The organism is Maribacter sp. UH1 (assembly GCF_056839145.1).
On record NZ_CM166387.1, the window covers coordinates 1,836,875 to 1,858,578 of the forward strand.

The window sequence follows — 21,704 nt, forward strand, 5'->3', positions numbered from 1 at the left end:
TTTTGAGGCAAATAAAATGCTATGGTCACTACAAGAAAAAATGGAAGTTTATATACCCGAATAGATGGTAAAGTTGCACACGTAGAGTTTGGGCATCCTGCCAGTAATTCTTTTGTTTCTGAACTTTTAGAACGCCTGACGGATACCATTAACGAGCTTTCTGATAATGAAGGTATTTCTGTTATCCTATTAAAATCTGAAGGTGAAAAAGCCTTTTGTGCCGGTGCTTCTTTTGATGAACTTTTAGAGGTTTCTAACCTTGAAGAAGGTAAGGCATTCTTTAGTGGTTTTGCCCATGTCATAAACGCCATGCGCAAATGTAAAAAAGTAATTGTAGGCCGTGTACATGGTAAAACCGTTGGTGGTGGCGTTGGTCTTGCCGCTGCTTGTGACTATGTGTATTCTAACGTAAACTCATCTATTAAACTTTCTGAGCTTAGTATTGGTATTGCACCTTTAGTAATTGCACCTGCCGTTGCCCGTAAAATAGGTAATGCCGCTATGGGCGAAATGTCTTTGGCACCTACGGAATGGAAAAGTGCTTATTGGGCTCAAGAAAAAGGATTGTTCAATAAAGTATATGACTCTGCAGACGAAATGGATAAAGAACTTGACTTCTTCATTCATAAATTGGCAAGCTATAATGCCGAAGCTTTAACCGAATGGAAGAAAGTTTTGTGGGAAGGTACCGACCATTGGGATACCTTATTGACAGAACGTGCAACTATTACCGGTAAATTAGCCCTTTCGGATTTTACTAGAAATGCACTGTCAAAATTTAAAAAATAAACAATAACTGAAACAGCTATTCGTTCTGTTTCTAAATCATTAGTATGGAGTTTTTTCAATTTTTAAACGGCAACCTCGTATTTCCAGTTCTTGCACTTTCTGTTTTAATCATTTATGTAGTGAACAAAATGCGTGCGAAAAAGAAATACAAAAGGTAATTCAAGTCGTCTCTACGCAACGAATTGGTATTTGAACATCTAATAAAAAACCAGTTTTATGTTCGCAAAAATCATAGTAGCTTTTCTATCTATATTCTTAGTTGCTTGCAACGATAATGACGATGCTGAACAGCAAGATTGTTCTGAAGCCATTTGTACACTTAATTTTGTAACTATAACCGTAAGCGTTAAAGATGCGTCGGGCGAACCTGTATCCCTTGACAGCTATGAGATTATCGATAATGAAACTGGTGAAAACCTTGCTGCAGATTTCAACGGTGACGAATATCAATACCTCAAAGAACAAGGCTTCTATCCTATTCTTAGTGACGCAAATCGTATTCAATACCAAAATACTACGGCGACTCTTACATTTAAAGGTATTATTGACAATGAAGAGGTCATCAACGAAACCTATGAAGTTACTGCAGACTGTTGCCACGTTAATTTAATCTCTGGAAATACCGAGATTATTTTAGAATGATTTCTTCTTATAAATGCTTTTAAAGATTCCCTACCTTTGCCATATAATTATAGGTCATGAGCAATATTCGTATTACCAAACAATTCAATTTTGAAACCGGACACGCACTTTACGGGTATGACGGTAAATGTAGAAATGTACATGGTCATAGTTATAAATTATCCGTTACCGTTATTGGCAGACCTATTACAGACACCAGCCACGTAAAATTAGGAATGGTAATCGATTTCGGAGATCTTAAAAAAATAGTGAAAGAAGATATCGTTGATGTTTTTGATCACGCCACCGTATTCAATAAAAATACTCCTCACGTAGAACTTGCCAAAGAATTGACAGACAGAGGGCATAACGTTATCTTGGCAGATTACCAACCTACTAGTGAGAATATGGTCATAGATTTTGCCGCGAAAATAAAATCTCGCCTTCCTGAAAACATTTCTTTATTCTCTTTAAAACTGCAAGAAACTGATACTTCTTTTGCAGAGTGGTATGCCAGTGACAATTAAGTTCAACAAAACTTAACCATATACTTACTTTACAAGCTTTTAAATTGTTTTATTTTTAGGGAATCTCCTTAATATAACAACATGACAAAGCATCATATTTACTGGTGGAATCTTGAAAATCTATTTGATGTAGAAAATTCTCCGAGACGAAGTGAATTTTTAAACAACCATTTAGGTAAGGAACTTGACGGATGGAACGCTGCTATTCTTAATAGGAAAATTGCGAACCTAACCGCAGTCATATCAAAATTCAACGATGGTAAAGGTCCTGATTTATTGGGAGTTTGTGAGGTAGAAAATGAATATGTTATCGAATTACTTATTGATGCCATGAGCACGGCACTTGACAAGAACTATGGTTATGTTATCTCTGAAGGAGAAGATAAACGAGGTATTGATACAGCGCTTATTTATGACAAGACCAAATACGGACCTGAGCAACAAACTTTCAGCCTACGTATTATTAAACGAAATACCACCAGAGATTTATTTCAAGTACACGTCAACACTGCCAATGGCAACAAGCTGGTATGTGTACTTAACCATTGGCCTTCTAGATCTGGCGGTGAACTTGAGAGTGAGCCATTTAGAATTATGGTAGCGGAAAATTTATCGTATTGGATAGAGAGAATTTACGAAGAGCAAGGCGATGATGCCAACATTATATTAATGGGAGATTTCAATGACAACCCTTATAACAAAAGTATTACAGCATATTTAAAGGCTATCAATAACAAAGCCTTAGTGAAAAGTAATAGAGTGCGCCTAAAGTACTTTTATAATGTAATGCATCGATTTTTAGATGCTCAAATAGGTACATTCGTATTCGGTAATGAGTATAATCTGTTAGATCAGTTTATGATCTCTAAAAGTATTTTGTCAGAGAAATCAGAATTACCTTTTAAATTGAGTACCGTAGAAATCATTGCATACCCTGAGCTTACTTCTGGATCTTACCAGAAACCTGTAAAGTTCAGTAGACCCAATTCTTCAACATTCAATGAAAAAGGGTTTAGTGATCACCTACCCATAAAAATAGTACTGAACGAAAAAGATGCTGCCGTTTGATTTAGAATTGCATTCTCTTATTTTGATCCGTGTATTCCCTTGGTACGCAAAACAGTTATTATATTTACATCCTGATGACGAACATTGAACTTCCCGCAGGAAAAAAAGTATATTTTGCTAGTGATAACCACCTAGGCGCACCTACTATGGAAGAAAGTAGAGTGAGAGAGCTAAAGTTTATTCGTTGGTTAGATACGATCAAGTCGGATGCAGGAGTCATTTTCTTAATGGGTGATTTGTTCGATTTTTGGTTTGAATACACCACCGTCATCCCAAAAGGATTTACCAGAACACTAGGGAAACTTGCAGAACTGTCTGATGCCGGTATACAAATACACTACTTTGTTGGTAATCATGACCTTTGGATGAACGGTTACTTTGAAAAAGAATTAAACATACCTGTTTACCACAAACCTCAACAATATTCTATTAACGGAGCATCGTTCTTTATAGGTCATGGTGACGGACTAGGACCAGATGATAAGGGTTTCAAAAGAATGAAAAAGGTATTTACAAACCCGGTAGCTAAATGGTTCTTTAGATGGCTACACCCAGATATAGGAGTTCGTTTGGCAAAACACCTTTCTGTAAGCAATAAGTTGATCAGTGGAGATGATGATGCCAAGTTCTTAGGTGAAGACAAAGAATGGTTGGTCTTATATGCCAAACGAAAGTTAGAAACTCAACATTACGATCATTTTATATTCGGTCATAGACATCTTCCTTTAGAAATTGAATTAAAAGAAAATTCAAAATATACCAATCTTGGAGATTGGATCAAATACTACACGTATGCCGAGTTCGACGGCCAGCAACTTTCATTGAAAGAATTCAGCTAAATTCCAGCAAAAACATCGACGAAATACATAATTTAAATTGTAATCCTTTTCTTACAGCAAGAATTAAGCGATTCACAACAATAGTTTCATAAAACTAGGGCTCCGTTATATCTTTACCCTGTTATTAAGTTTAAGTGTTGGACCCAAATCTTAACATTACCTACAAGTTTCCCCAGCTTAAAACCCAAATTTTAAGTGTACCTACTTTAAAGAACAGCCCCTATTTTAGGGGCTTTTTCGTTGTTTCAATATTTCGTGGTCAATTTCCATTCTTTTAGATGATAAAATCTAATTTCATTTTTAAAACAAAAATCAACCTATTAATTCCCACCAAAAAAACAGTAAACAACATTTTATAATTATTCTATTTTTTTCAAAATCAAACAAAATTAAATCCAATATCTCATCAAACAACATGTAATCCTTTTCTTACTTGTTAAATTCAGCACTTCACAACAAAAGTTAGTCTAAACTACTAATCGATAATATCTTTACACTGTTGTTAAGATTAAGTGTTGATTCCCAAATCTACAGTTTACCTACAAGTTCCCCCGCTTAATGACAAAACCGTTAAGCATTACCTACAATAAAAAAAGCCCCTGAGTAAGGGGCTTTTTTTATGATGAAACTTTAAGTATTTTAACTCTCATGCTCTTCCACATCTTTCTGCAAGTCTAATTTTCTAAATTTTGGTGACACAATAGCCGTAAGTCCCACGGTCAATAAAGTCATAGTACCACCAAAAACAACTGCGGTTACTGTACCCATTAATTTTGCTGTTACCCCACTCTCAAAAGCACCCAATTCATTAGATGATCCTACGAACATAGAATTTACAGAAGCTACACGCCCACGCATATTATCAGGAGTCCTTAATTGCAATATTGTTTGTCTTATAATCATTGATACACCGTCTACTGCTCCACTTAAAAACAATGCGATAACAGATAACCAGAAATAGGTAGATAATCCAAATACGATCATACACACCCCAAAACCAAATACGGCTAATAATAACTTTTTACCTGCGTTTTTATGTAAAGGAAATCTCGTAGACCCCAACATGGTTAAGGCAGCCCCAACAGCTGGTGCCGCTCTTAGCACACCAAAACCTTCTGAACCTACATGTAAAATGTCTTGTGCAAAAATGGGTAACAATGCTACTGCACCTCCAAAAAGTACGGCAATCATATCCAAAGTCAAAGCACCTAATACTGCTCTGGTCTTAAATACAAATGTTAGTCCCTCTTTTAAACTCTGAAAAACAGGTTCGCCAATCTTTGGATTTAAAATTGGTTTCTTTGAAATATTGAAAAGAGCGGTCAACGCAAGCAATGAAAAGCCAAAAATGACGCACATAGACCAGTGCACCCCTATTAAACTAATAGAAAATCCTGCTAATGCCGGACCAAGAACCGATGCCATTTGCCAAGTAGTACTGCTCCACGTAGCCGCATTAGGATATATTTTTTTGGGTACGATTAAGGCTATTAAAGAAAATATTGTAGGGCCTAAGAATGCACGTACCAATCCGCCACAGAAAACCAAGGCATAGATACCATAAAGAATTACTTTAGTTTCATACGTCTCTAAAACTGAAGGCATACTCAACATAAAAAGTCCAAAACTAATGACAGAGAACCCGAATATGCATTTTATTAAAAGGTTTCTTTTCTCTTTTTGATCTACAATATGACCGGCAAAAAGTGCCATGCTCACCGCAGGTATTACCTCCATCAAACCAATTATACCTAATGATAGCGGGTCTTTTGTCATTGAATAGACTTGCCATTCTATGACTATAAATTGCATTGACCAAGCAAAAACCATGGCAAAACGAACTAGAAGAAAAATATTGAATTCCTTATATCTTAAGGCTGCATATGGATCGTTAACGCTCATAAGGCAATCGCTAAATAGGGTCTAAAGATATTTAATAAATAACAGGGCTAATAAATAATAACGAACTAATTAATTAATAGAAGCAGAATCAGTTTCATTGCACCTTAATCAATGCCTAATTCTCCAAAATAGGAATCTAACTCTAGCTTAAATAATGTGCCGTTAATTAAATCTCTAACCTCTACAGCTTCTTGATAACTCACCGCAAAGGTTACCTGGTGGGCAGGTGTATTCAACAATAATGACCTGCAAGTCTCTTTTGTTTTACAATCTCCACAAAGATGATCCTTGCCGTTTTCAACAGTATCCGCAATGCATTTAGAAAAATGGCGCAATTCACTTTGGGTAAGTAATAATCCAATATCCCTGAAAATCACTTGAACTTTATTGGCTTGGCTAGGTTTATCTTTTTTCCATTGGAAGGCTATTCCAAAATCATTCTGGTAAATAGGATGTATATCGTTCATAAGAATCTACATATTTAGTATAAATATATGCATCTTATTTAGAACTATTATAAATAGTATTGTTAAATGGTGATTTCTATCTGATTACCTTCTGGGTCTAGTACAACACTTTCATAGTAACCATCCCCGGTAGTTCTAGGTTCGCCGGCAATTGTAAATCCGTCTTCTCTCAATTTTTCAGTTAAAACATGTACTTGCTCTTTTGAGCCTACGGACATGGCAAAATGTATAAATCCGGTATCTAACGCATTATCAGAAGCGGCAACAATTGTTGGTTTATGTATAATTTCTAAACGAGCACCATTGGTAAAGCTCAAAAAATAAGAGGTAAATTGTTTGGTTGCATTATGATACTTTTCTCCCGAAATGGCATTGAAATACCTTTCATAAAATGCACGCATTACTTCTAAATCTGCGACCCAAATAGCAATATGCTCTATTCTCATTTTATGTCCTTTAGCTTCAATTGCAAACTCACATTACCTTGCCATTCATTCTCATCAATAGAGAAAACGGCGCTAAAAGGTTTTCTACCCGTTACTAATGAAAGTTTATCGCCCATATTAAAGCCGATACCATCAATTCTATGACTGTCTTGCTGAACCACAGAAACTTTCAAATGTGCTTCTTCTTTACCTACACCTTTTGCGTAACCAGTATCATGTAAATCTTCTGCCATAAATATTGGCGACATATTACCGGGACCAAAAGGGGCGAATTGCTTTAGAATTCGCATTAACTTAGGTGTAATATCTTTTAATTCTATTACCGTATCTATTGTAATTTCTGGTATTAACATTTGTGGGTCAATACTCTCTTTCACAACCTTTTCAAACTGATGCTTAAAATTATTATACTGCGCCTCTAATAAGGTTAAACCTGCGGCATATTTATGACCTCCAAATTGTTCAATATAATCTGCACAACCTTCTAAAGCATTGTACACATCAAATCCTCTAACTGATCTTGCCGATGCCGCCAACTTATCGCCACTTTTTGTAAAAACCAGCGTTGGTCTATAGTAGGTTTCCGTTAACCTTGATGCTACAATACCAATAACTCCTTTATGCCAAGTATCTTTATAAACAACAGAAGTAAAACCTTCTTCCTCCTGATTTTCTTGAATTTGCCCTAGTGCCTCAATCGTAATTTCCTGATCCAGCCCCCTTCTATCGGTATTGAATTTTTCAATTTCAGAAGCGAATTGTATGGCTTGATTCATATTGGTTTCCGTCAGTAGGTTTACTGCATATTGACCATGTTTCATTCTACCAGCTGCATTAATTCTAGGGGCAATGATGAAAACTACGTCTGTAATGGTAAGCTCTTTTTTATTTATTTGATCGATAATAGCTTTAAAACCGATTCTAGGTCGTTGATTGATAACTTGCAAGCCATAAAAAGCCAATATTCGATTTTCTCCAGTTATCGGTACAATATCTGCTCCTATTGCAGTCGCCACTAAATCAAGGTAATAAATAACATCGTCAATAGTTTCTCCTCTACGGGAACCTAATGCCTGAATCAATTTAAAACCGACTCCGCAACCACATAACTCATCATACGGATATGAACAATCTTCTCTTTTTGGGTCTAAAACTGCTATTGCACTTGGTAATTTTGTACCAGGTCTGTGGTGGTCACAGATGATAAAATCGATTCCCTTTTCTTTGGCATACGCTACTTTGTCAATTGCCTTCACTCCACAGTCCAAGGCAACGATCAATGTAAACCCATTATCTTCCGCAAAATCGATTCCTTTATACGACACTCCGTATCCCTCATCATACCGATCCGGAATATAGGTTGCCACATTAGGATAGTAGCTTAACAGATATGATGACATTAAAGCTACGGCCGTAGTACCATCTACATCATAATCACCATACACCAAAATGTTTTCTCCGTTGGCAATGGCTTCTTCAATTCTGTTAACCGCAATATCCATATCCTTCATTAAGAAAGGATCATGCAAATCTTCTAACTGCGGACGAAAGAAATTCTTAGCCTCTTCATAGGTAGAAATACCTCTTTGCAACAACAGCTGCGCTACCAAAGCATCAACCTTTAACGCTTTGGCTAAAGCATCGATGTCTTCTTGTTTCGGTTTTGGTTTAATTGTCCAGCGCATTCTAGTCAGTGTTCAGTTTACAGTTTCAGTTGGCAGTTCTTTAAATTCAAACTCAAATATCAAATTCAAATTCAATCTAAATGTGAAATTAAAATTTAAGTAATTGTTTGCTTCTTGTTTTTAATAATAGTCGCTACGATTTTTATTAATTGCTCAACTTCATCCAAAATCATTATTCTTTTAGCTGCATCACCATAATTTATCTTTGTCAGAATCTTTAAATTAATTCTAGATTCTTTTAACTCCTTTAAAGAGATAGTTGCTTTATTCTTAAAATCTTTATCCGATTGAGCACCCTGCATTTCTCCGAAATTAAGAGCTGAACTACCTGCAGACCGTAAAAGCTGATGTCCATAATATTGTCCTGTAAAATCATTCGGGATTCCTTTACAAAATTGAGCAGCATCAGCTGCAAAATTTACTAATCTTTCCTCCAAATCATACGGCTTATTAGACATCTAGTTGTATTTGATTTTTGAATTTGTATTTGAGTTTTTTTTATTTGGTATGAAAAACAGTCTTAATATCAAGCTCGGCAAATTGTCTGAACATCTCCATTACTCCGCAATATTTTTCAATGGATAGGTCTACCGCTCTTTGTAATTTTTTCTCGGCTAAATTTGCGCCATGAAAATGGTACTCTATGACTACTTTGTCATAAAACTTAGGATGTTCATCTGTTAGGTTTGCGATTGTCTCAATGTGAAATTCATCTACTTCTAACTTCATCTTCTTGAACATTGCAGCTACATCTAAGCCAGAGCAACCGGCTAATGAAGACAACATTAATGCTTTTGGTCTTAAACCACTACCATCACCACCGTCTTCTTTTGCAATATCTATTCGTAAAGAATGCCCAGAAGGATTATTACTTTCAAAGGACATGTTGCCCAACCACTTTGTGCTAATATGATTTGTTGTACTCATAATTTTATGTTTTTGTAGGGTACAAAAATACGATAATATAGGCTGAGATGATGTTAGGTAGACGAATGAAAAGAGTTAATGATTCAGGTATTGACTGTTGGCTGTTGGCTGTTGGCTGTTAGTTGTTAGTTGTTAGTTGTTAGTTGTTAGTTGTTAGTTGTTAGAAAATAAAAATCAGTATTTGGAAGTGCAAGACTATCTGTTTATTTTAAAAATTAATTTTCCATTTGTCTCTATTGTCAGTTCGAATGGTTTTTAATTCAATTTTTCATTGACTTAAAAAATGCCTGCCCGCCAGTTAGGAGGGTATCGAGAACCCTTCGGCTGAGTTCAGGACATCGCCTTTTAGCACATGACTGCTTCTCGATACTAATTTTCTCGTGCCTCAAAATTCACTCGAAGTGACATTAAAATATTAATTAAATATCCTCCTCCTAAGCAATTAGCTATCGGAATCGCAACGACGTCAACCCTACTCTAAAATCTTAGCCACTAATTTCTGCAACTCCCCAACAACCTCATCTTCAAACCACGGATTCTTTCCTCTCCAAAAATGATTTACTGGTGATGGATGTGGTAATAGGAAAAACTTTGGCAGGTATTCTTTATAGTGCAATACGTTCTCGGTCAAGTTCTTTTTGGCTTGCTTACCTAAGTATTGATCTTGAGAGTATTTACCAATCAGTAAAATGAGCTGTACATTTTTAAATTGATCCCACACCTCAGAATGCCACAAAGGAGCACATTCTTTTCTGGGTGGTAAATCGCCGGTCTTTCCTTTTCCCGGATAACAAAAACCCATAGGTAACACTGCAAAATTATCAGGGTTATAAAATACCTCTTCATTAACACCAAGCCACTCTCTAAGCTTTTTACCACTTGGGTCATCCCAAGCCTTGTTTTCAACATGTGCTTTTCTACCCGGTGCCTGACTTACCAATATAATTTTAGAATTGTTAGTACCCGCAACAATAGGTCTTGGTTCTAAAGGCAAATGTGCCTTACAAACCTCGCAACCTCTTATTTCAGCTAATAATTCTTGCACGTTATATTTCTATTGAATTGAATGTTTAATATAAATACTAACGATTTACCTTTTGACAATGATTAGTCAGATTGCCTCTAAAGCAACTTCAATGCTTCACCATCAAAAGACAATCCTTCAAAACCTGTTTCCATAAAGTTTCTAATATTTTGATGTGAAGTTCCTTTAAGGTCTAACAATACCTCATCAAAATAATATTGACCAAAACAGGCCAAGGTTTCCTCTTTTGAAAGTTCTTCTTTCATGGCAAAAGAGAATAATTTACAAGACCCAGAATTCTGACCAACCTCATTTCTAACTTTACCATTGGTATAAGCGGTTGGTGTAAATGCATATTTAGAATCGATAGCAGCCATAGTCTCTGAAAAGAGAATCTCTTTAGGACTAGCAGCTAATTTTTTCTTGAATTCTTCTAAGGTCATGGTTAGTTATTTAGATTTTTAAATAGTCATCAATTAAATATTGATGTTCAAATATAACGAAACCCTATTTTTTACTTCAACTTTACCGTCATTCAAATTTTGAGAAATTGGTAGCATACTTGAAATGCCCAATGCATACCTATTGTAGTTTGCCTCTAGCCCAAATCTAGCAAAATACACATCGCCACCTGTGTCAGGAACAGCAAAATCAAACTCTTTATTTTCGGCGAAGAACTCTGCTCCCAAACCTGCTTGTGGGGTTAGCGATACCGATGGAGACAGGTAATAGGTCTTATAGGTATTCAATGTTGCATTCCATTGATTTCCGAACAAATAATTTTTACTGTTCTCCGTTTTTATCGTGTAGTTCAATAGGGCGGCAAAACCCCAATTTCTATGTGTAATACCGTAATTTGCGGCTAATATATAATCCCAACTACCCGTTCCTAATTGAAACCCAGGGTTAACACTGCCTTCATTATTGGCTGCATCAAAAGTTCCTGTCGGTAATTTTATACCCCCGCCAATTTGCAACGCATGTTCTGGTTTTATTGAAATTATACTATCGGCAGTTTGCTTCAGTACATTGTAATATGCTAAAACCGTAGCATCACCAATACCACTTATAGTCTGCTCTGTATTATCTATAAATGTTCTATTGTGTGAATGATAAGGGAGAATGGCATTTACCAAAAATCGGTCTCCAATCGGGAATTTTCCCCATGCCTGTACGGTATTGAAATTCTCATTTATCCATGGCGAATTATCAAAAATACCATCGCGAGAACGGTACTTCTGACCAATATATCTAAGTCCTACAAAGTTATTATTCAATCCGGTACCAAAACCCATACTTCCTCCATTACCACCACACCCACAGGTATCGCAGAAATATTCATATGCGGTATTTTTCCAGATACACTCGGTTGTTTCTTCTGGTAAATCACTTGCTTGAGCAGTAAAAAATCCGCCAAGCACAAGTATACTTATTATTATTTTTTTCATTTTTTAATATTCTGAAAATCGTTCGTCATTTATAAAAGTATCATCCGTCAAAATTTCAAAAAAAGCCAACAATCCCTCTTTTTCTGTATCATTTAATGCTATTCCTAATCCGTCATCGGTGCGTAGAGAATCATCAATTGTTTCCGATTCAACCATGCCGTTGGCATAAAAATTTAATACCGATTCTAGACTTCCAAACCTACCATCATGCATGTAAGGCGCGGTCAGTGATACGTTTCTTAAACTTGGCACTTTAAACTTATAATTGTCACTATCGCTACCGCTCACTTCGGCTCTGCCAATATCATTTAATTGTGGATTTGGTGGTAAGCCATTGTTTCTAAAACTGCCATCGGTAAATAAATCTGTTGCGTGACATGTAGCGCACTTTTGCTGAAACACTTCTAGACCATATGCCTCTTGCTCAGTTAATTCTCCTCCTTCTTCATTGCGTACATACTTATCGTATTTACTATTTGAAGAAATCATCATGACCATAAACTGAGATATCGCTTTTAGAAAGTTCTCGGCATTTACACCACCTTCCTCAAAAGCCATTTCAAATTCTTTTTGATACTCGGCATCTGCTATCAGTTTATTGATAACCCCTGTCATGGTTTCACCCATCTCCACTTCATTAGTGATAGGAATTATTGGAAAGAGGTCTAAGTGAGACGTGGCACCATCCCAAGCAAATTCAGTAAAGAATGCCATATTAGATATGGTGGGTGTATTTCTTGTACCCTCCAAATCATTTACACCGTGACTAAATTGATGTCCGTGGTGAGTGAAAGCAGAACTTTGTTCATGACAAAAGCCACATGATATAAACCCACTTGAAGATAGTTTACCATCATAGAATAATTTCTTACCCAGCTCAAATCCTAATTGTGTTGGTGGATTAGCCTCAATATCATAAGCCAATTCAGGAAAATTCTCTGGAACTTCTACTGTTAAAAGCGTGTTCTCAATAGCCACATAATCATCATCACTGCAAGACACCAAAAATACACACAGTAATACCCAAAATAGATATTTCATCTGTTATCGTTTTAAAATTAGGGCCGCCCCATTAAGAGCGACCCGAAAATATTTAGTGTGAATCTCCTGTGCCGTTATGAACATGGTCTACGGTAAACATGCTTGCAGTATTCAAAGCAACTTGTGGCGACTTTTCTTCGCTGACCATAATTACCGATTGCTCGGTTAATGACAGTTTGTTTTCTCCGTCTAAAATAGCATTGGCATCAGCTACCAGATGTATAATAGGCGACATTTCATCGCTGACCAAAGCATCTGTACCCAAACTCAAAGTAACTTCTTTGTAGTTGTCCAAACTAGACCCGTGGCTACCCATGTGTACTTTAAAATCTGTTGCCTCAGTAATAGTTTCCGATGTAAAAGTCCCTTCAAAATTTAGAAACTTATAACCCGCTTGCCATGACCACATCATATTGGTTTCTTCGGCTACGGTCAAAAAATCTCCTTGACCCTCTGCTCCTTGAAGATACTTTTCTTGGTCTACGCCTATACCAAAAGTTATGGACACATAATTACCTGCAGGTATGTTCTCTAACACAACTTCTGTACTACCGGTTTCTTCACTAGTTACAAAATAGCTATCGTCTTTTTCATAGACAAACACTTCACCTTCATCATTAGTTAATCTAAAATTACTGACAATGTAATTTAGTCTTGTAATGGTCAATGTTTCGTTTTGAGAATTGGTGTAACTTGAAGTTGCCAATAGCAAATCATCTGAACCAACACTATTGTCAAATTCAAGAGTTATGCTGTTTTCGCCCATTAATTCTTCTGTAGCATCGTCATCGCTGCTACAGCTGGCGAATACGGTTAATATTAAGGTTACTGCAAAAAGTTTGTATATAGATTTCATCTGTTGATTTATTAATTATTCGATATAATTCGCCAAACTACATCTGGTTTTCACCAATAAATAGAGCAGCGCATTACACCTTAGTTTATGTAATGGTTTCACCTAGTGACATTGCATTAGGTATGATTTTAAAATAATTGATTGTGTACACGACTACAGGTTATGTGTCGTTGTGTGAGCATACAACAGCATCTGCCTTTTAAATAAGGCATACCTATGCTAAGTTGTACTTTAAGATAAGAAGTTAGGCGGATGAAATACAGCTGATATATACTGCTGCTCGTTTAAGTTAGGATGCATTGAAACCACTTTTGTTTCAACAATTGTACTTTGAAAATTACAATCAAGAATACTTACAAAACCAATTGGGTATTCCCGAAGATCAGCAGAAGGTATATCTTGATGGTCTTCTTGCTGCTGCTTTTTAATCAATTGTGAGAGGTAACATTTACCATCGCAATTCAGCATCGGCTTATCTTTATTAATACATAAAACCTCAGCTATATAATCTTGATTAATTACATATTCTAATACAGGCAATACCGGTTTTACCATCGCAGTGAGGTATAACAAGATAAAGGTGTATGTGAGAATTTTTTTCATTAATCGCCACGAAGATAATTCTGATTTTGAAATTTTCTTAACTCTTTATTAGAATTAACACTTAAATCTTTAGAATTTTATTGTTTCTACTTATTTCCCCCAACAATAATAACAATCTCTCCTTTTGGTGGTTTTTCGGTAAAATGCTTTAGAACTTCTTCGGCAGTACCACGAACAGTTTCTTCGTAAAGTTTGGTAAGTTCCCTTGAAACGGAAACAGGTCTTTCGGCACCAAAATATTCCACGAAATTCCCTAAAGTCTTTAATAACTTATGCGGAGATTCATAAAATATAATGGTACGTGGCTCTTCTGCCAATAACTTTAAACGTGTTTGTCTTCCTTTTTTTACGGGTAAGAACCCTTCAAAAACAAACTTATCATTAGGTAAACCACTATTGACCAAAGCCGGTACAAAAGCGGTTGCACCTGGTAAACATTCAACTTCTACACCTGCTTCAACACAAGCGCGTGTCAAAAGAAATCCGGGATCGGAAATTGCTGGTGTACCTGCATCTGAAATTAATGCGATGTTCTCTCCTCCTTTTAACTTTTCCACTAAAAAATCAACCATTTTATGCTCATTATGCATATGATGACTTTTCATTTGCGTACCAATTTCAAAATGATGCAAAAGCTTTCCACTTGTACGGGTATCTTCCGCCAGAATTAAATCAACTTCTTTAAGAATACGAATTGCCCTTATGGTCATATCCTCTAGATTACCTATTGGCGTTGGCACTAAATAAAGTTTTCCCATGTATTTTAAAGTGAACAACCTCAAGGTATGTCCTTGAAGCATTGAATTGAAAAATTAATTTAGATTTCGATGCAAACTTAGGAATATTTAAATCTTTACTATCGAATAAAAAACCCAACACAAGTGCTGGGTTTATGACACATATATTGTTTTAATTACGAGAATCTACGAGATACCAACTCAATAAATCGTTCTTCGTATGGTTCTTTGCCCACCCAATTATTATAATCTGGCTTTACCATGTTTTTTATAAAAGCAATAGAACGCTCTTCTGTATCTATGGTATTTAGTTGAGACAATACACGATTATAATCTTCCATGTTATCATTGAACAAATGTTTTACAAAAGCCAAGCGATCGTTCAAATCTACCTTTACATTACTTTTTGCCAAACGGTCATTTAATGATTTTGGTGCGGTATCTACTGGTTTAAAATCTTCCTTTCTTGGTGTAAAGAGCTCTTTATCATTTTTCATAAGATCGGGTTTCGACATAAAATCTGCCAAAACATCTTCTAGCTCTTCATTATCCGGCATTTCAGAAATAAAACCTTTAATGGTGTCCATGCCTGGGTGCTTGACTATATCCTCTTCATGCGGATTATTTTCCGGCACTCCTGTATTTCCTTTCATTACGGCATTTGCCATTTCCTCAAATTTTGCCGCAATTGCATTTTTAGAAACATCGACTTCCATATCATTGAGTTCTACTTCAATAAATTTAAGCACAGCGAGTTTCTCATATAGGTTTTTAGAAACCTCATATAATTTTGTAACATCATCTAAGTTCTCTGCAGTTAAAATTTCTGTAGATAACTTTCTCAATTCCAGTTTCAACTTATTTTTCATCTCACAATTTTTACGGTAAAGACCTAAATAGCGGGTTTTTTAAATACCTTTATCATCTTTAAAGAATAACGAAAAACCGATTATTTTCGTCTAAAATTACAAAATGTTTCTTGAAAACACAGTTAATCATAAAGAACAATTCGGCTGGATAGAAGTCATTGCCGGCTCGATGTTTTCTGGAAAGACAGAAGAATTGATCCGTAGACTTAAACGAGCACAGTTTGCCAAATTAAAGGTTGAAATATTTAAACCTATGGTAGACACTCGTTATGATGATGAAATGGTGGTATCTCATGATGCCAATGAAATACGCTCTACACCAGTACCCGCAGCTGCCAATATTCGTATTCTTGCAGATACATGCGATGTTATAGGTATTGATGAAGCTCAATTTTTTGATGATGAAATAGTTACCGTTTGTAATGACCTGGCCAATAAAGGGGTTAGGGTAATTGTCGCGGGACTAGATATGGACTTTAAAGGAAAACCCTTCGGACCCATGCCTGCTCTTATGGCTACCGCAGAATATGTTACTAAAGTACATGCTATTTGCACCCGTACAGGCAATTTGGCAAATTACAGTTATAGAAAATCCAGCAACGATAATTTGGTGATGTTAGGAGAAGTAAATGAATATGAACCTTTAAGCAGAGGTGCATATTACAAGACCATGCTGAAAGAAAAGGTAAAAACGATGGATGTAAAATCCGAAGAGGTCGATACCCTTAAAAAGAAGCAAAATGGCTAAGGCAGAAGAGACCGTTTTAGAAATTGACCTAAAGGCACTTGGTCATAACTACTCTTATTTGCGATCTATAATAAAGCCGGAAACTAAATTTATGGCTGTGGTAAAAGCATATGCCTATGGCAGTGATTCCGTAGCTATTGCCAAACATCTTCAAGATTTAGGTGCGGATTATTTTGCCGTAGCTTATATAGATGAGGGGATAACCCTTAGGAAAGGAGGTATTACCGCTCCTATTTTAGTACTGCACCCCCAAAAAGTTCATTTTAAAACGCTCATTGAAAACAATCTTGAGCCCAGTATATATTCCAAAGCTATCCTGTCGGATTTTATTGCTACAGCCAAAATACTGGGAAAAACAAAGTATCCTATTCATTTAAAATTTAATACGGGACTTAATAGACTAGGTTTTTCCGTAGATGAATTACCAGAAATCTCTACACTTATTCAGCAACAGAATGCTGTAAAAGCGATTGCCCTGTTATCTCATTTGGCAGCAACGGAAGATCCTAACGAAACCGACTTCACCAACCTTCAACTAGAACGGTTCAACACTATTTGTAAAAAAGCAGATGAACTTTTTGAAACCAAGACTTTGAAGCATGTGCTCAATACTTCGGGTATTATAAATTACCCAGATGCACAGTATGATATGGTCAGAAGTGGAATTGGACTATACGGTTATGGTAACGAACCACGTATAGATGCTGATCTACAACCCGTAATGACCTTGAAAACGATTATTTCCCAAAAACACACCATCGCTGCAGGAGAATCTGTTGGTTACAATCGTAAATACAAATCTGATCATAAAACCGTAACGGCTACATTGCCTTTGGGTCATGCAGATGGTATTGGCAGAGAATATGGCCATGGAAAAACGTATGTACTTATACATGGTAAACCAGCTCCAATTATTGGTAATGTTTGTATGGATATGATCATGGTAGATGTTACCGATATTGAATGTAAAGAAGGAGATGAAGTGGAAATTTTTGGAAAAAACCTGTCTGCGAACGAATTTGCAGAAACAGCTAACACCATAACGTATGAAATACTTACGGGACTTTCTCAACGCATAAAGCGAGTTTTAATAAATTGAATCGTTAACATTTCATTAAGGAATCAAATTTTTTAGTAAATTGCGTTACTTTTTAAATTTAACCATTAATATAAATTAAGTAAACATGTTAAAAGAATTCAAGAATTTTATTTTGACGGGTAACGTCATCGATTTTGCTGTAGCAGTTATTTTAGCTGGAGCAGTAGGATTAGTAGTAAACGGATTTGTTGCTGATATCATCATGCCAATCGTAGGTCACTTCGCAGGTGGAGTTGATTTCGCTGATTTGAAAATCGTATTAGATGAAGCTGTTGTTGGTGCTGATGGCGCAATCGCTAAGCCAGAAAATGCTATCCGTTGGGGTGCATGGGTAAATGCTATCGTTAACCTTCTTATTGTTGGATTCGTAATGTTTATCATTGTTAAAGCTTACAACAAAACTAAAACTCCTCCAGCTCCAGCTGCACCAGCAGGACCAACTGCAGAAGAGTTATTAGCAGAGATAAGAGATGCTTTAAAAAAGTAATCTTAATAATACTCCCTAGTTATAGGGTACCGTTGCACTGCAACTTACATTAATTAAAACCGTCAACTTTGTTTCGCTAACATTGTTGACGGTTCTTTTTTATAGCACACTTTCCAAGTTACCTCCACATAATCATCTGTTATATTTTAAACAATTTGTTATATTTTGATTATTCTATTCTTTTTTACTTGTGCAAGTACCAGTAATACGTATTTTTGCCGCTTAATATAATTGTTTTACAAATGAAAGTAGCTGTAATTGGTGCCACAGGCATGGTTGGCGATGTAATGTTGAAAGTATTGGCAGAACGTAATTTTCCATTAACGGAGTTATTATTGGTAGCCTCTGAACGTTCTGTAGGTAAAAAGATGACCTTTAAAGGAAAAGAACATACGGTTATAGGCTTAGCTGATGCGGTAGCCGCAAGACCAAATATCGCCATATTCTCTGCGGGTGGTGACACTTCTTTAGAATGGGCTCCTAAATTTGCAGAAGTGGGAACTACGGTAGTAGATAATTCCTCTGCTTGGAGAATGGACCCAACCAAAAAATTAGTGGTTCCTGAAATCAATGCTCATGAGCTTACAGCAGAAGATAAAATCATTGCAAACCCTAACTGCTCTACCATTCAATTGGTAATGGCGTTGCACCCTTTACACAACAAATACAAAATGAAACGTGTAGTTGTTTCTACCTATCAATCGGTTTCCGGTACTGGGGTAAAAGCAGTAAAACAATTGGAAAATGAAATTGCCGGCGTGCAAGGAGAAATGGCGTACCCTTACCCTATTGGTAGAAATGCATTGCCTCACTGTGACGTTTTCATGGAAAACGGATACACTAAAGAAGAAATGAAATTGGCGCGCGAGCCACAGAAAATTTTAGATGATCGCACTTTCTCAATTAGCGCAACAGCAGTACGTATACCTACCGCTGGTGGGCATTCAGAATCTGTAAACGTAGAGTTTGAAAATGATTTTGAGCTAAACGAAGTGCGTCGTTTGTTAAATGAAATGCCTGGTGTAACCGTTCAAGATAATCCTGATACAAATACCTACCCAATGCCAATCTATGCTCATGATAAAGATGAGGTTTTTGTTGGTCGTATACGTAGAGATGAAACGCAAAGAAATACTTTGAATATGTGGATCGTTGCAGATAACCTTAGAAAAGGTGCTGCAACTAACGCTGTTCAAATCTCAGAATACCTAGTAGAAAAAGGCTTAGTTTAATTTATATCCTTTACAACGTTAAAACCTTCAAAACTTCACTGTTTTGAAGGTTTTTTTATGGTATTTTAGTACAAACTGAACTACTCATGAAAAAAGTAATACCTGCGCTACTTCTCTTTGCGCTAATCTCTTCCTGTAAAAACGAATCTAAACCTGAACCTATTACCGTGAATTATCCTGTTACCGCAAAAGTTGATACTGTAGATACTTATTTTGGAACCGAAGTTAAAGACCCTTATCGTTGGTTAGAAGATGATAGAAGCCCAGAAACAGAAGCTTGGGTAAAAGAACAGAACAAAACTACTTTCGGCTATTTAGAACATATTCCTTTCAGAACCGACTTAAAAAATCGTCTTGAAAAACTATGGAATTACGAGAAACTAGGTTCTCCTTTCAAAAATGGCGACTATACCTATTTCTATAAAAATGACGGACTCCAAAATCAATATGTTGTCTACAGAACCAAAGGTGATGAGAATCCAGAAGTATTTTTAGATCCGAATACATTTTCTGAAGATGGCACAACTTCTCTAGCAGGTTTAAGCTTTACTAAAGATGGCTCCTTGGCGGCCTACCTTATTTCTGAAGGTGGTAGCGATTGGCGAAAAGCGATAATTTTAAATGCTGAAACCAAAGAGATTGTTGAAGACACCCTAATTGATATTAAATTCAGCGGACTCTCATGGAAAGGTAAAGAAGGCTTTTACTATTCCAGCTACGATAAACCAAAAGGTAGCGAGCTTTCTGCAAAAACAGATCAGCATAAGGTATACTATCATAAATTAGGTACTTCTCAAAAAGATGATGAACTTATATTTGGTGGCACTCCAGCAGAAAAACATCGTTATATAGGGGCCTATGTTACCGAAGACAATAAATACCTACTGATCAGTGCTTCTGTTTCTACCTCTGGTAATAAATTATTCATCAGAAATTTAGAAGACCCTAACGGATTACTTATTCCTATGGTTGAAGACACCGATTCTGACAACTATGTTATTGATAATGTGGGCTCTAAACTGTATATCGTTACCAACAGAAATGCTCCTAACAAGAAGATAGTTACGGTTGACGCTGCTAACCCTGAGGCAAAAAACTGGGTAGATTTCATTCCGGAAACGGAGAATGTATTGAACCCCAATACTGGTGGTGGTTACTTCTTTACGGAATATATGGTAGATGCTATTTCTAAGGTAATTCAATATGATTATGATGGTAAACTTATTCGTGAAGTAGAGTTACCTGGTATAGGATCCGTTGGTGGATTTGGTGGTGATAAAGAAGATAAAGAACTGTACTTCTCTTTTACAAATTATAACACACCCAGTTCTACCTATAAATTCGATCCCGCAACCGGTGAATATGAATTGTACTGGAAACCTGAGATAGATTTCAATCCTAATAACTATACTTCAGAACAAGTATTCTATTCTTCAAAAGATGGCACTAAAGTTCCTATGATTATTACCTATAAAAAGGGTACGGAATTGAATGGTAAAAACCCAACAATTCTTTACGCCTACGGCGGATTCAATGTAAGCTTGACCCCGTCTTTCAGCATTGGTAATGCAGTTTGGATGGAACAAGGCGGGATTTATGCTGTTCCCAACCTACGTGGTGGTGGCGAATATGGCAAAAAATGGCATGATGCAGGTATTAAAACTAAAAAGCAAAATGTATTCGATGACTTTATAGCCGCTGCAGAATATTTAATAGAAAACAAATACACTTCAAAAGAATACTTAGCCATTCGCGGAGGTTCTAATGGCGGATTGTTAGTTGGTGCCACAATGACGCAGAGGCCAGATTTAATGCAAGTAGCTTTACCTGCAGTAGGTGTAATGGATATGTTACGTTATCATACATTTACGGCTGGTGCCGGATGGGCTTATGATTACGGTACCGCGGAAGACGATGATGAAATGTTTCAGTACTTGAAAGGATACTCGCCTGTACATAATGTAAAAGCAGGTACGGCTTACCCTGCTACTTTGGTTACGACCGGTGATCATGATGACAGAGTAGTACCGGCACATAGTTTTAAGTTTGCGGCAGAATTACAAGAAAAACAAGCAGGCACGAACCCAACGTTAATACGTATTGAAACAAATGCTGGTCATGGTGCTGGTACGCCTGTAAGCAAAACTATTGAACAATATGCAGATATTTATGGCTTTACACTTTACAATATGGGCTATACCGAGCTACCTAACAAAAGTGTTTTAAAAGAATTTAAGGAGTAATTACTATCTTAAATCAATAAATTATTGAAAAATCCGTTTCAAATTG

The 21,704-nt window shown here is 36.4% G+C and carries 24 protein-coding genes; 10 read left to right on the forward strand and 14 right to left on the reverse strand.

Annotation, left to right across the window (positions count from 1 at the left end):
* Nucleotides 1–21: 21 nt before the first annotated feature.
* From UH1x_RS08045 to UH1x_RS08065, 5 genes are all read left to right on the forward strand, one after another.
* Nucleotides 22–789, forward strand: coding sequence for an enoyl-CoA hydratase/isomerase family protein (locus UH1x_RS08045; protein ID WP_482626104.1), 768 nt, complete (start codon nucleotides 22–24; stop codon nucleotides 787–789).
* A 216-nt stretch (nucleotides 790–1,005) separates the two neighbouring features.
* Nucleotides 1,006–1,431 (forward strand): hypothetical protein, encoded by a 426-nt coding sequence (locus UH1x_RS08050; RefSeq protein WP_482626105.1) that lies wholly within the window; start codon nucleotides 1,006–1,008, stop codon nucleotides 1,429–1,431.
* A 56-nt stretch (nucleotides 1,432–1,487) separates the two neighbouring features.
* Nucleotides 1,488–1,937, forward strand: a complete 450-nt coding sequence (locus UH1x_RS08055) for a 6-pyruvoyl trahydropterin synthase family protein (protein ID WP_299798967.1) — start codon at nucleotides 1,488–1,490, stop codon at nucleotides 1,935–1,937.
* A gap of 81 nt (nucleotides 1,938–2,018) precedes the next feature.
* Nucleotides 2,019–3,005, forward strand: a complete 987-nt coding sequence (locus UH1x_RS08060) for an endonuclease/exonuclease/phosphatase family protein (RefSeq protein WP_482626106.1) — start codon at nucleotides 2,019–2,021, stop codon at nucleotides 3,003–3,005.
* Between the two features lie 74 nt (nucleotides 3,006–3,079).
* Nucleotides 3,080–3,844, forward strand: coding sequence for a UDP-2,3-diacylglucosamine diphosphatase (locus UH1x_RS08065; protein WP_482626107.1), 765 nt, complete (start codon nucleotides 3,080–3,082; stop codon nucleotides 3,842–3,844).
* A gap of 639 nt (nucleotides 3,845–4,483) precedes the next feature.
* On the opposite strand, the gene UH1x_RS08070 is transcribed toward UH1x_RS08065, so the two are convergent.
* The 14 genes from UH1x_RS08070 to UH1x_RS08135 form a co-directional block, all read right to left on the reverse strand.
* The gene (locus UH1x_RS08070; protein WP_482626108.1) at nucleotides 4,484–5,746 is read right to left on the reverse strand and encodes an MFS transporter; all 1,263 of its coding nucleotides are present in this window, start codon (nucleotides 5,744–5,746) and stop codon (nucleotides 4,484–4,486) included.
* Nucleotides 5,747–5,850: 104 nt separating this feature from the next.
* Nucleotides 5,851–6,213, reverse strand: a complete 363-nt coding sequence (locus UH1x_RS08075) for a hypothetical protein (RefSeq protein ID WP_482626109.1) — start codon at nucleotides 6,211–6,213, stop codon at nucleotides 5,851–5,853.
* A 62-nt stretch (nucleotides 6,214–6,275) separates the two neighbouring features.
* Entirely contained in the window at nucleotides 6,276–6,659 is a 384-nt protein-coding gene (locus UH1x_RS08080; RefSeq protein WP_482626110.1) for a VOC family protein, read from the reverse strand.
* On the reverse strand, nucleotides 6,656–8,344 hold the full coding sequence (gene recJ / locus UH1x_RS08085) for a single-stranded-DNA-specific exonuclease RecJ (RefSeq protein ID WP_482626111.1): 1,689 nt from the start codon (nucleotides 8,342–8,344) through the stop codon (nucleotides 6,656–6,658). The genes UH1x_RS08080 and recJ overlap by 4 nt, the downstream gene beginning before the upstream one ends.
* 95 nt (nucleotides 8,345–8,439) lie before the next feature.
* Nucleotides 8,440–8,802 (reverse strand): four helix bundle protein, encoded by a 363-nt coding sequence (locus UH1x_RS08090; protein ID WP_482626112.1) that lies wholly within the window; start codon nucleotides 8,800–8,802, stop codon nucleotides 8,440–8,442.
* 40 nt (nucleotides 8,803–8,842) lie between these two features.
* Nucleotides 8,843–9,271 (reverse strand): OsmC family protein, encoded by a 429-nt coding sequence (locus tag UH1x_RS08095; protein ID WP_482626113.1) that lies wholly within the window; start codon nucleotides 9,269–9,271, stop codon nucleotides 8,843–8,845.
* A gap of 472 nt (nucleotides 9,272–9,743) precedes the next feature.
* Entirely contained in the window at nucleotides 9,744–10,316 is a 573-nt protein-coding gene (locus UH1x_RS08100; RefSeq protein ID WP_482626114.1) for a uracil-DNA glycosylase family protein, read from the reverse strand.
* 77 nt (nucleotides 10,317–10,393) lie between these two features.
* The gene (locus UH1x_RS08105) at nucleotides 10,394–10,738 is read right to left on the reverse strand and encodes a HopJ type III effector protein (RefSeq protein WP_482626115.1); all 345 of its coding nucleotides are present in this window, start codon (nucleotides 10,736–10,738) and stop codon (nucleotides 10,394–10,396) included.
* Between the two features lie 33 nt (nucleotides 10,739–10,771).
* Nucleotides 10,772–11,743, reverse strand: a complete 972-nt coding sequence (locus UH1x_RS08110; RefSeq protein ID WP_482626116.1) for a transporter family protein — start codon at nucleotides 11,741–11,743, stop codon at nucleotides 10,772–10,774.
* A gap of 3 nt (nucleotides 11,744–11,746) precedes the next feature.
* Nucleotides 11,747–12,784 carry a cytochrome-c peroxidase gene (locus tag UH1x_RS08115; RefSeq protein WP_482626117.1) on the reverse strand — a complete coding sequence of 346 codons (1,038 nt, stop codon included), beginning with the start codon at nucleotides 12,782–12,784 and terminating at the stop codon, nucleotides 11,747–11,749.
* A gap of 52 nt (nucleotides 12,785–12,836) precedes the next feature.
* Nucleotides 12,837–13,640, reverse strand: coding sequence for an MbnP family protein (locus tag UH1x_RS08120; RefSeq protein ID WP_482626118.1), 804 nt, complete (start codon nucleotides 13,638–13,640; stop codon nucleotides 12,837–12,839).
* A gap of 231 nt (nucleotides 13,641–13,871) precedes the next feature.
* Nucleotides 13,872–14,195: a hypothetical protein gene (locus UH1x_RS08125; protein WP_482626119.1), complete on the reverse strand. Its 324-nt coding sequence runs from the start codon at nucleotides 14,193–14,195 to the stop codon at nucleotides 13,872–13,874.
* 134 nt (nucleotides 14,196–14,329) lie between these two features.
* Nucleotides 14,330–15,001: a 16S rRNA (cytidine(1402)-2'-O)-methyltransferase gene (gene rsmI, locus UH1x_RS08130; protein WP_482626120.1), complete on the reverse strand. Its 672-nt coding sequence runs from the start codon at nucleotides 14,999–15,001 to the stop codon at nucleotides 14,330–14,332.
* Nucleotides 15,002–15,156: 155 nt separating this feature from the next.
* On the reverse strand, nucleotides 15,157–15,849 hold the full coding sequence (locus UH1x_RS08135) for a hypothetical protein (RefSeq protein WP_482626121.1): 693 nt from the start codon (nucleotides 15,847–15,849) through the stop codon (nucleotides 15,157–15,159).
* Nucleotides 15,850–15,952: 103 nt separating this feature from the next.
* Between UH1x_RS08135 and UH1x_RS08140 the strand changes: the two genes are divergently transcribed.
* From UH1x_RS08140 to UH1x_RS08160, 5 genes are all read left to right on the forward strand, one after another.
* Nucleotides 15,953–16,597: a thymidine kinase gene (locus tag UH1x_RS08140; RefSeq protein WP_482626122.1), complete on the forward strand. Its 645-nt coding sequence runs from the start codon at nucleotides 15,953–15,955 to the stop codon at nucleotides 16,595–16,597.
* Entirely contained in the window at nucleotides 16,590–17,696 is a 1,107-nt protein-coding gene (gene alr / locus UH1x_RS08145) for an alanine racemase (protein WP_482626123.1), read from the forward strand. Before UH1x_RS08140 ends, alr begins: the two co-directional genes overlap by 8 nt.
* 85 nt (nucleotides 17,697–17,781) lie before the next feature.
* Nucleotides 17,782–18,183 carry a large conductance mechanosensitive channel protein MscL gene (gene mscL / locus UH1x_RS08150; RefSeq protein ID WP_276491319.1) on the forward strand — a complete coding sequence of 134 codons (402 nt, stop codon included), beginning with the start codon at nucleotides 17,782–17,784 and terminating at the stop codon, nucleotides 18,181–18,183.
* 242 nt (nucleotides 18,184–18,425) lie between these two features.
* Nucleotides 18,426–19,415 (forward strand): aspartate-semialdehyde dehydrogenase, encoded by a 990-nt coding sequence (locus tag UH1x_RS08155; protein WP_482626124.1) that lies wholly within the window; start codon nucleotides 18,426–18,428, stop codon nucleotides 19,413–19,415.
* 86 nt (nucleotides 19,416–19,501) lie between these two features.
* A complete protein-coding gene (locus tag UH1x_RS08160; protein WP_482626125.1) occupies nucleotides 19,502–21,658 on the forward strand; it encodes a prolyl oligopeptidase family serine peptidase in 2,157 nt (718 codons plus the stop codon).
* Nucleotides 21,659–21,704 lie beyond the last annotated feature (46 nt).

Excerpts from the sequence above, each read along its gene's own strand:
- UH1x_RS08140 (WP_482626122.1), top strand. The coding sequence starts at position 15,953 with ATGTTTCTTGAAAACACAGTTAATCATAAAGAACAATTCGGCTGGATA.
- UH1x_RS08050 (WP_482626105.1), top strand. The coding sequence starts at position 1,006 with ATGTTCGCAAAAATCATAGTAGCTTTTCTATCTATATTCTTAGTTGCT.
- UH1x_RS08110 (WP_482626116.1), bottom strand. The coding sequence starts at position 11,743 with ATGAAAAAAATAATAATAAGTATACTTGTGCTTGGCGGATTTTTTACT.
- UH1x_RS08080 (WP_482626110.1), bottom strand. The coding sequence starts at position 6,659 with ATGAGAATAGAGCATATTGCTATTTGGGTCGCAGATTTAGAAGTAATG.
- UH1x_RS08160 (WP_482626125.1), top strand. The coding sequence starts at position 19,502 with ATGAAAAAAGTAATACCTGCGCTACTTCTCTTTGCGCTAATCTCTTCC.
- UH1x_RS08105 (WP_482626115.1), bottom strand. The coding sequence starts at position 10,738 with ATGACCTTAGAAGAATTCAAGAAAAAATTAGCTGCTAGTCCTAAAGAG.
- UH1x_RS08075 (WP_482626109.1), bottom strand. The coding sequence starts at position 6,213 with ATGAACGATATACATCCTATTTACCAGAATGATTTTGGAATAGCCTTC.
- UH1x_RS08115 (WP_482626117.1), bottom strand. The coding sequence starts at position 12,784 with ATGAAATATCTATTTTGGGTATTACTGTGTGTATTTTTGGTGTCTTGC.
- UH1x_RS08065 (WP_482626107.1), top strand. The coding sequence starts at position 3,080 with ATGACGAACATTGAACTTCCCGCAGGAAAAAAAGTATATTTTGCTAGT.
- UH1x_RS08055 (WP_299798967.1), top strand. The coding sequence starts at position 1,488 with ATGAGCAATATTCGTATTACCAAACAATTCAATTTTGAAACCGGACAC.
- UH1x_RS08060 (WP_482626106.1), top strand. The coding sequence starts at position 2,019 with ATGACAAAGCATCATATTTACTGGTGGAATCTTGAAAATCTATTTGAT.
- rsmI (WP_482626120.1), bottom strand. The coding sequence starts at position 15,001 with ATGGGAAAACTTTATTTAGTGCCAACGCCAATAGGTAATCTAGAGGAT.
- mscL (WP_276491319.1), top strand. The coding sequence starts at position 17,782 with ATGTTAAAAGAATTCAAGAATTTTATTTTGACGGGTAACGTCATCGAT.
- UH1x_RS08120 (WP_482626118.1), bottom strand. The coding sequence starts at position 13,640 with ATGAAATCTATATACAAACTTTTTGCAGTAACCTTAATATTAACCGTA.
- UH1x_RS08070 (WP_482626108.1), bottom strand. The coding sequence starts at position 5,746 with ATGAGCGTTAACGATCCATATGCAGCCTTAAGATATAAGGAATTCAAT.
- alr (WP_482626123.1), top strand. The coding sequence starts at position 16,590 with ATGGCTAAGGCAGAAGAGACCGTTTTAGAAATTGACCTAAAGGCACTT.
- UH1x_RS08095 (WP_482626113.1), bottom strand. The coding sequence starts at position 9,271 with ATGAGTACAACAAATCATATTAGCACAAAGTGGTTGGGCAACATGTCC.
- recJ (WP_482626111.1), bottom strand. The coding sequence starts at position 8,344 with ATGCGCTGGACAATTAAACCAAAACCGAAACAAGAAGACATCGATGCT.
- UH1x_RS08155 (WP_482626124.1), top strand. The coding sequence starts at position 18,426 with ATGAAAGTAGCTGTAATTGGTGCCACAGGCATGGTTGGCGATGTAATG.
- UH1x_RS08045 (WP_482626104.1), top strand. The coding sequence starts at position 22 with ATGGTCACTACAAGAAAAAATGGAAGTTTATATACCCGAATAGATGGT.
- UH1x_RS08090 (WP_482626112.1), bottom strand. The coding sequence starts at position 8,802 with ATGTCTAATAAGCCGTATGATTTGGAGGAAAGATTAGTAAATTTTGCA.
- UH1x_RS08135 (WP_482626121.1), bottom strand. The coding sequence starts at position 15,849 with ATGAAAAATAAGTTGAAACTGGAATTGAGAAAGTTATCTACAGAAATT.
- UH1x_RS08125 (WP_482626119.1), bottom strand. The coding sequence starts at position 14,195 with ATGGTAAAACCGGTATTGCCTGTATTAGAATATGTAATTAATCAAGAT.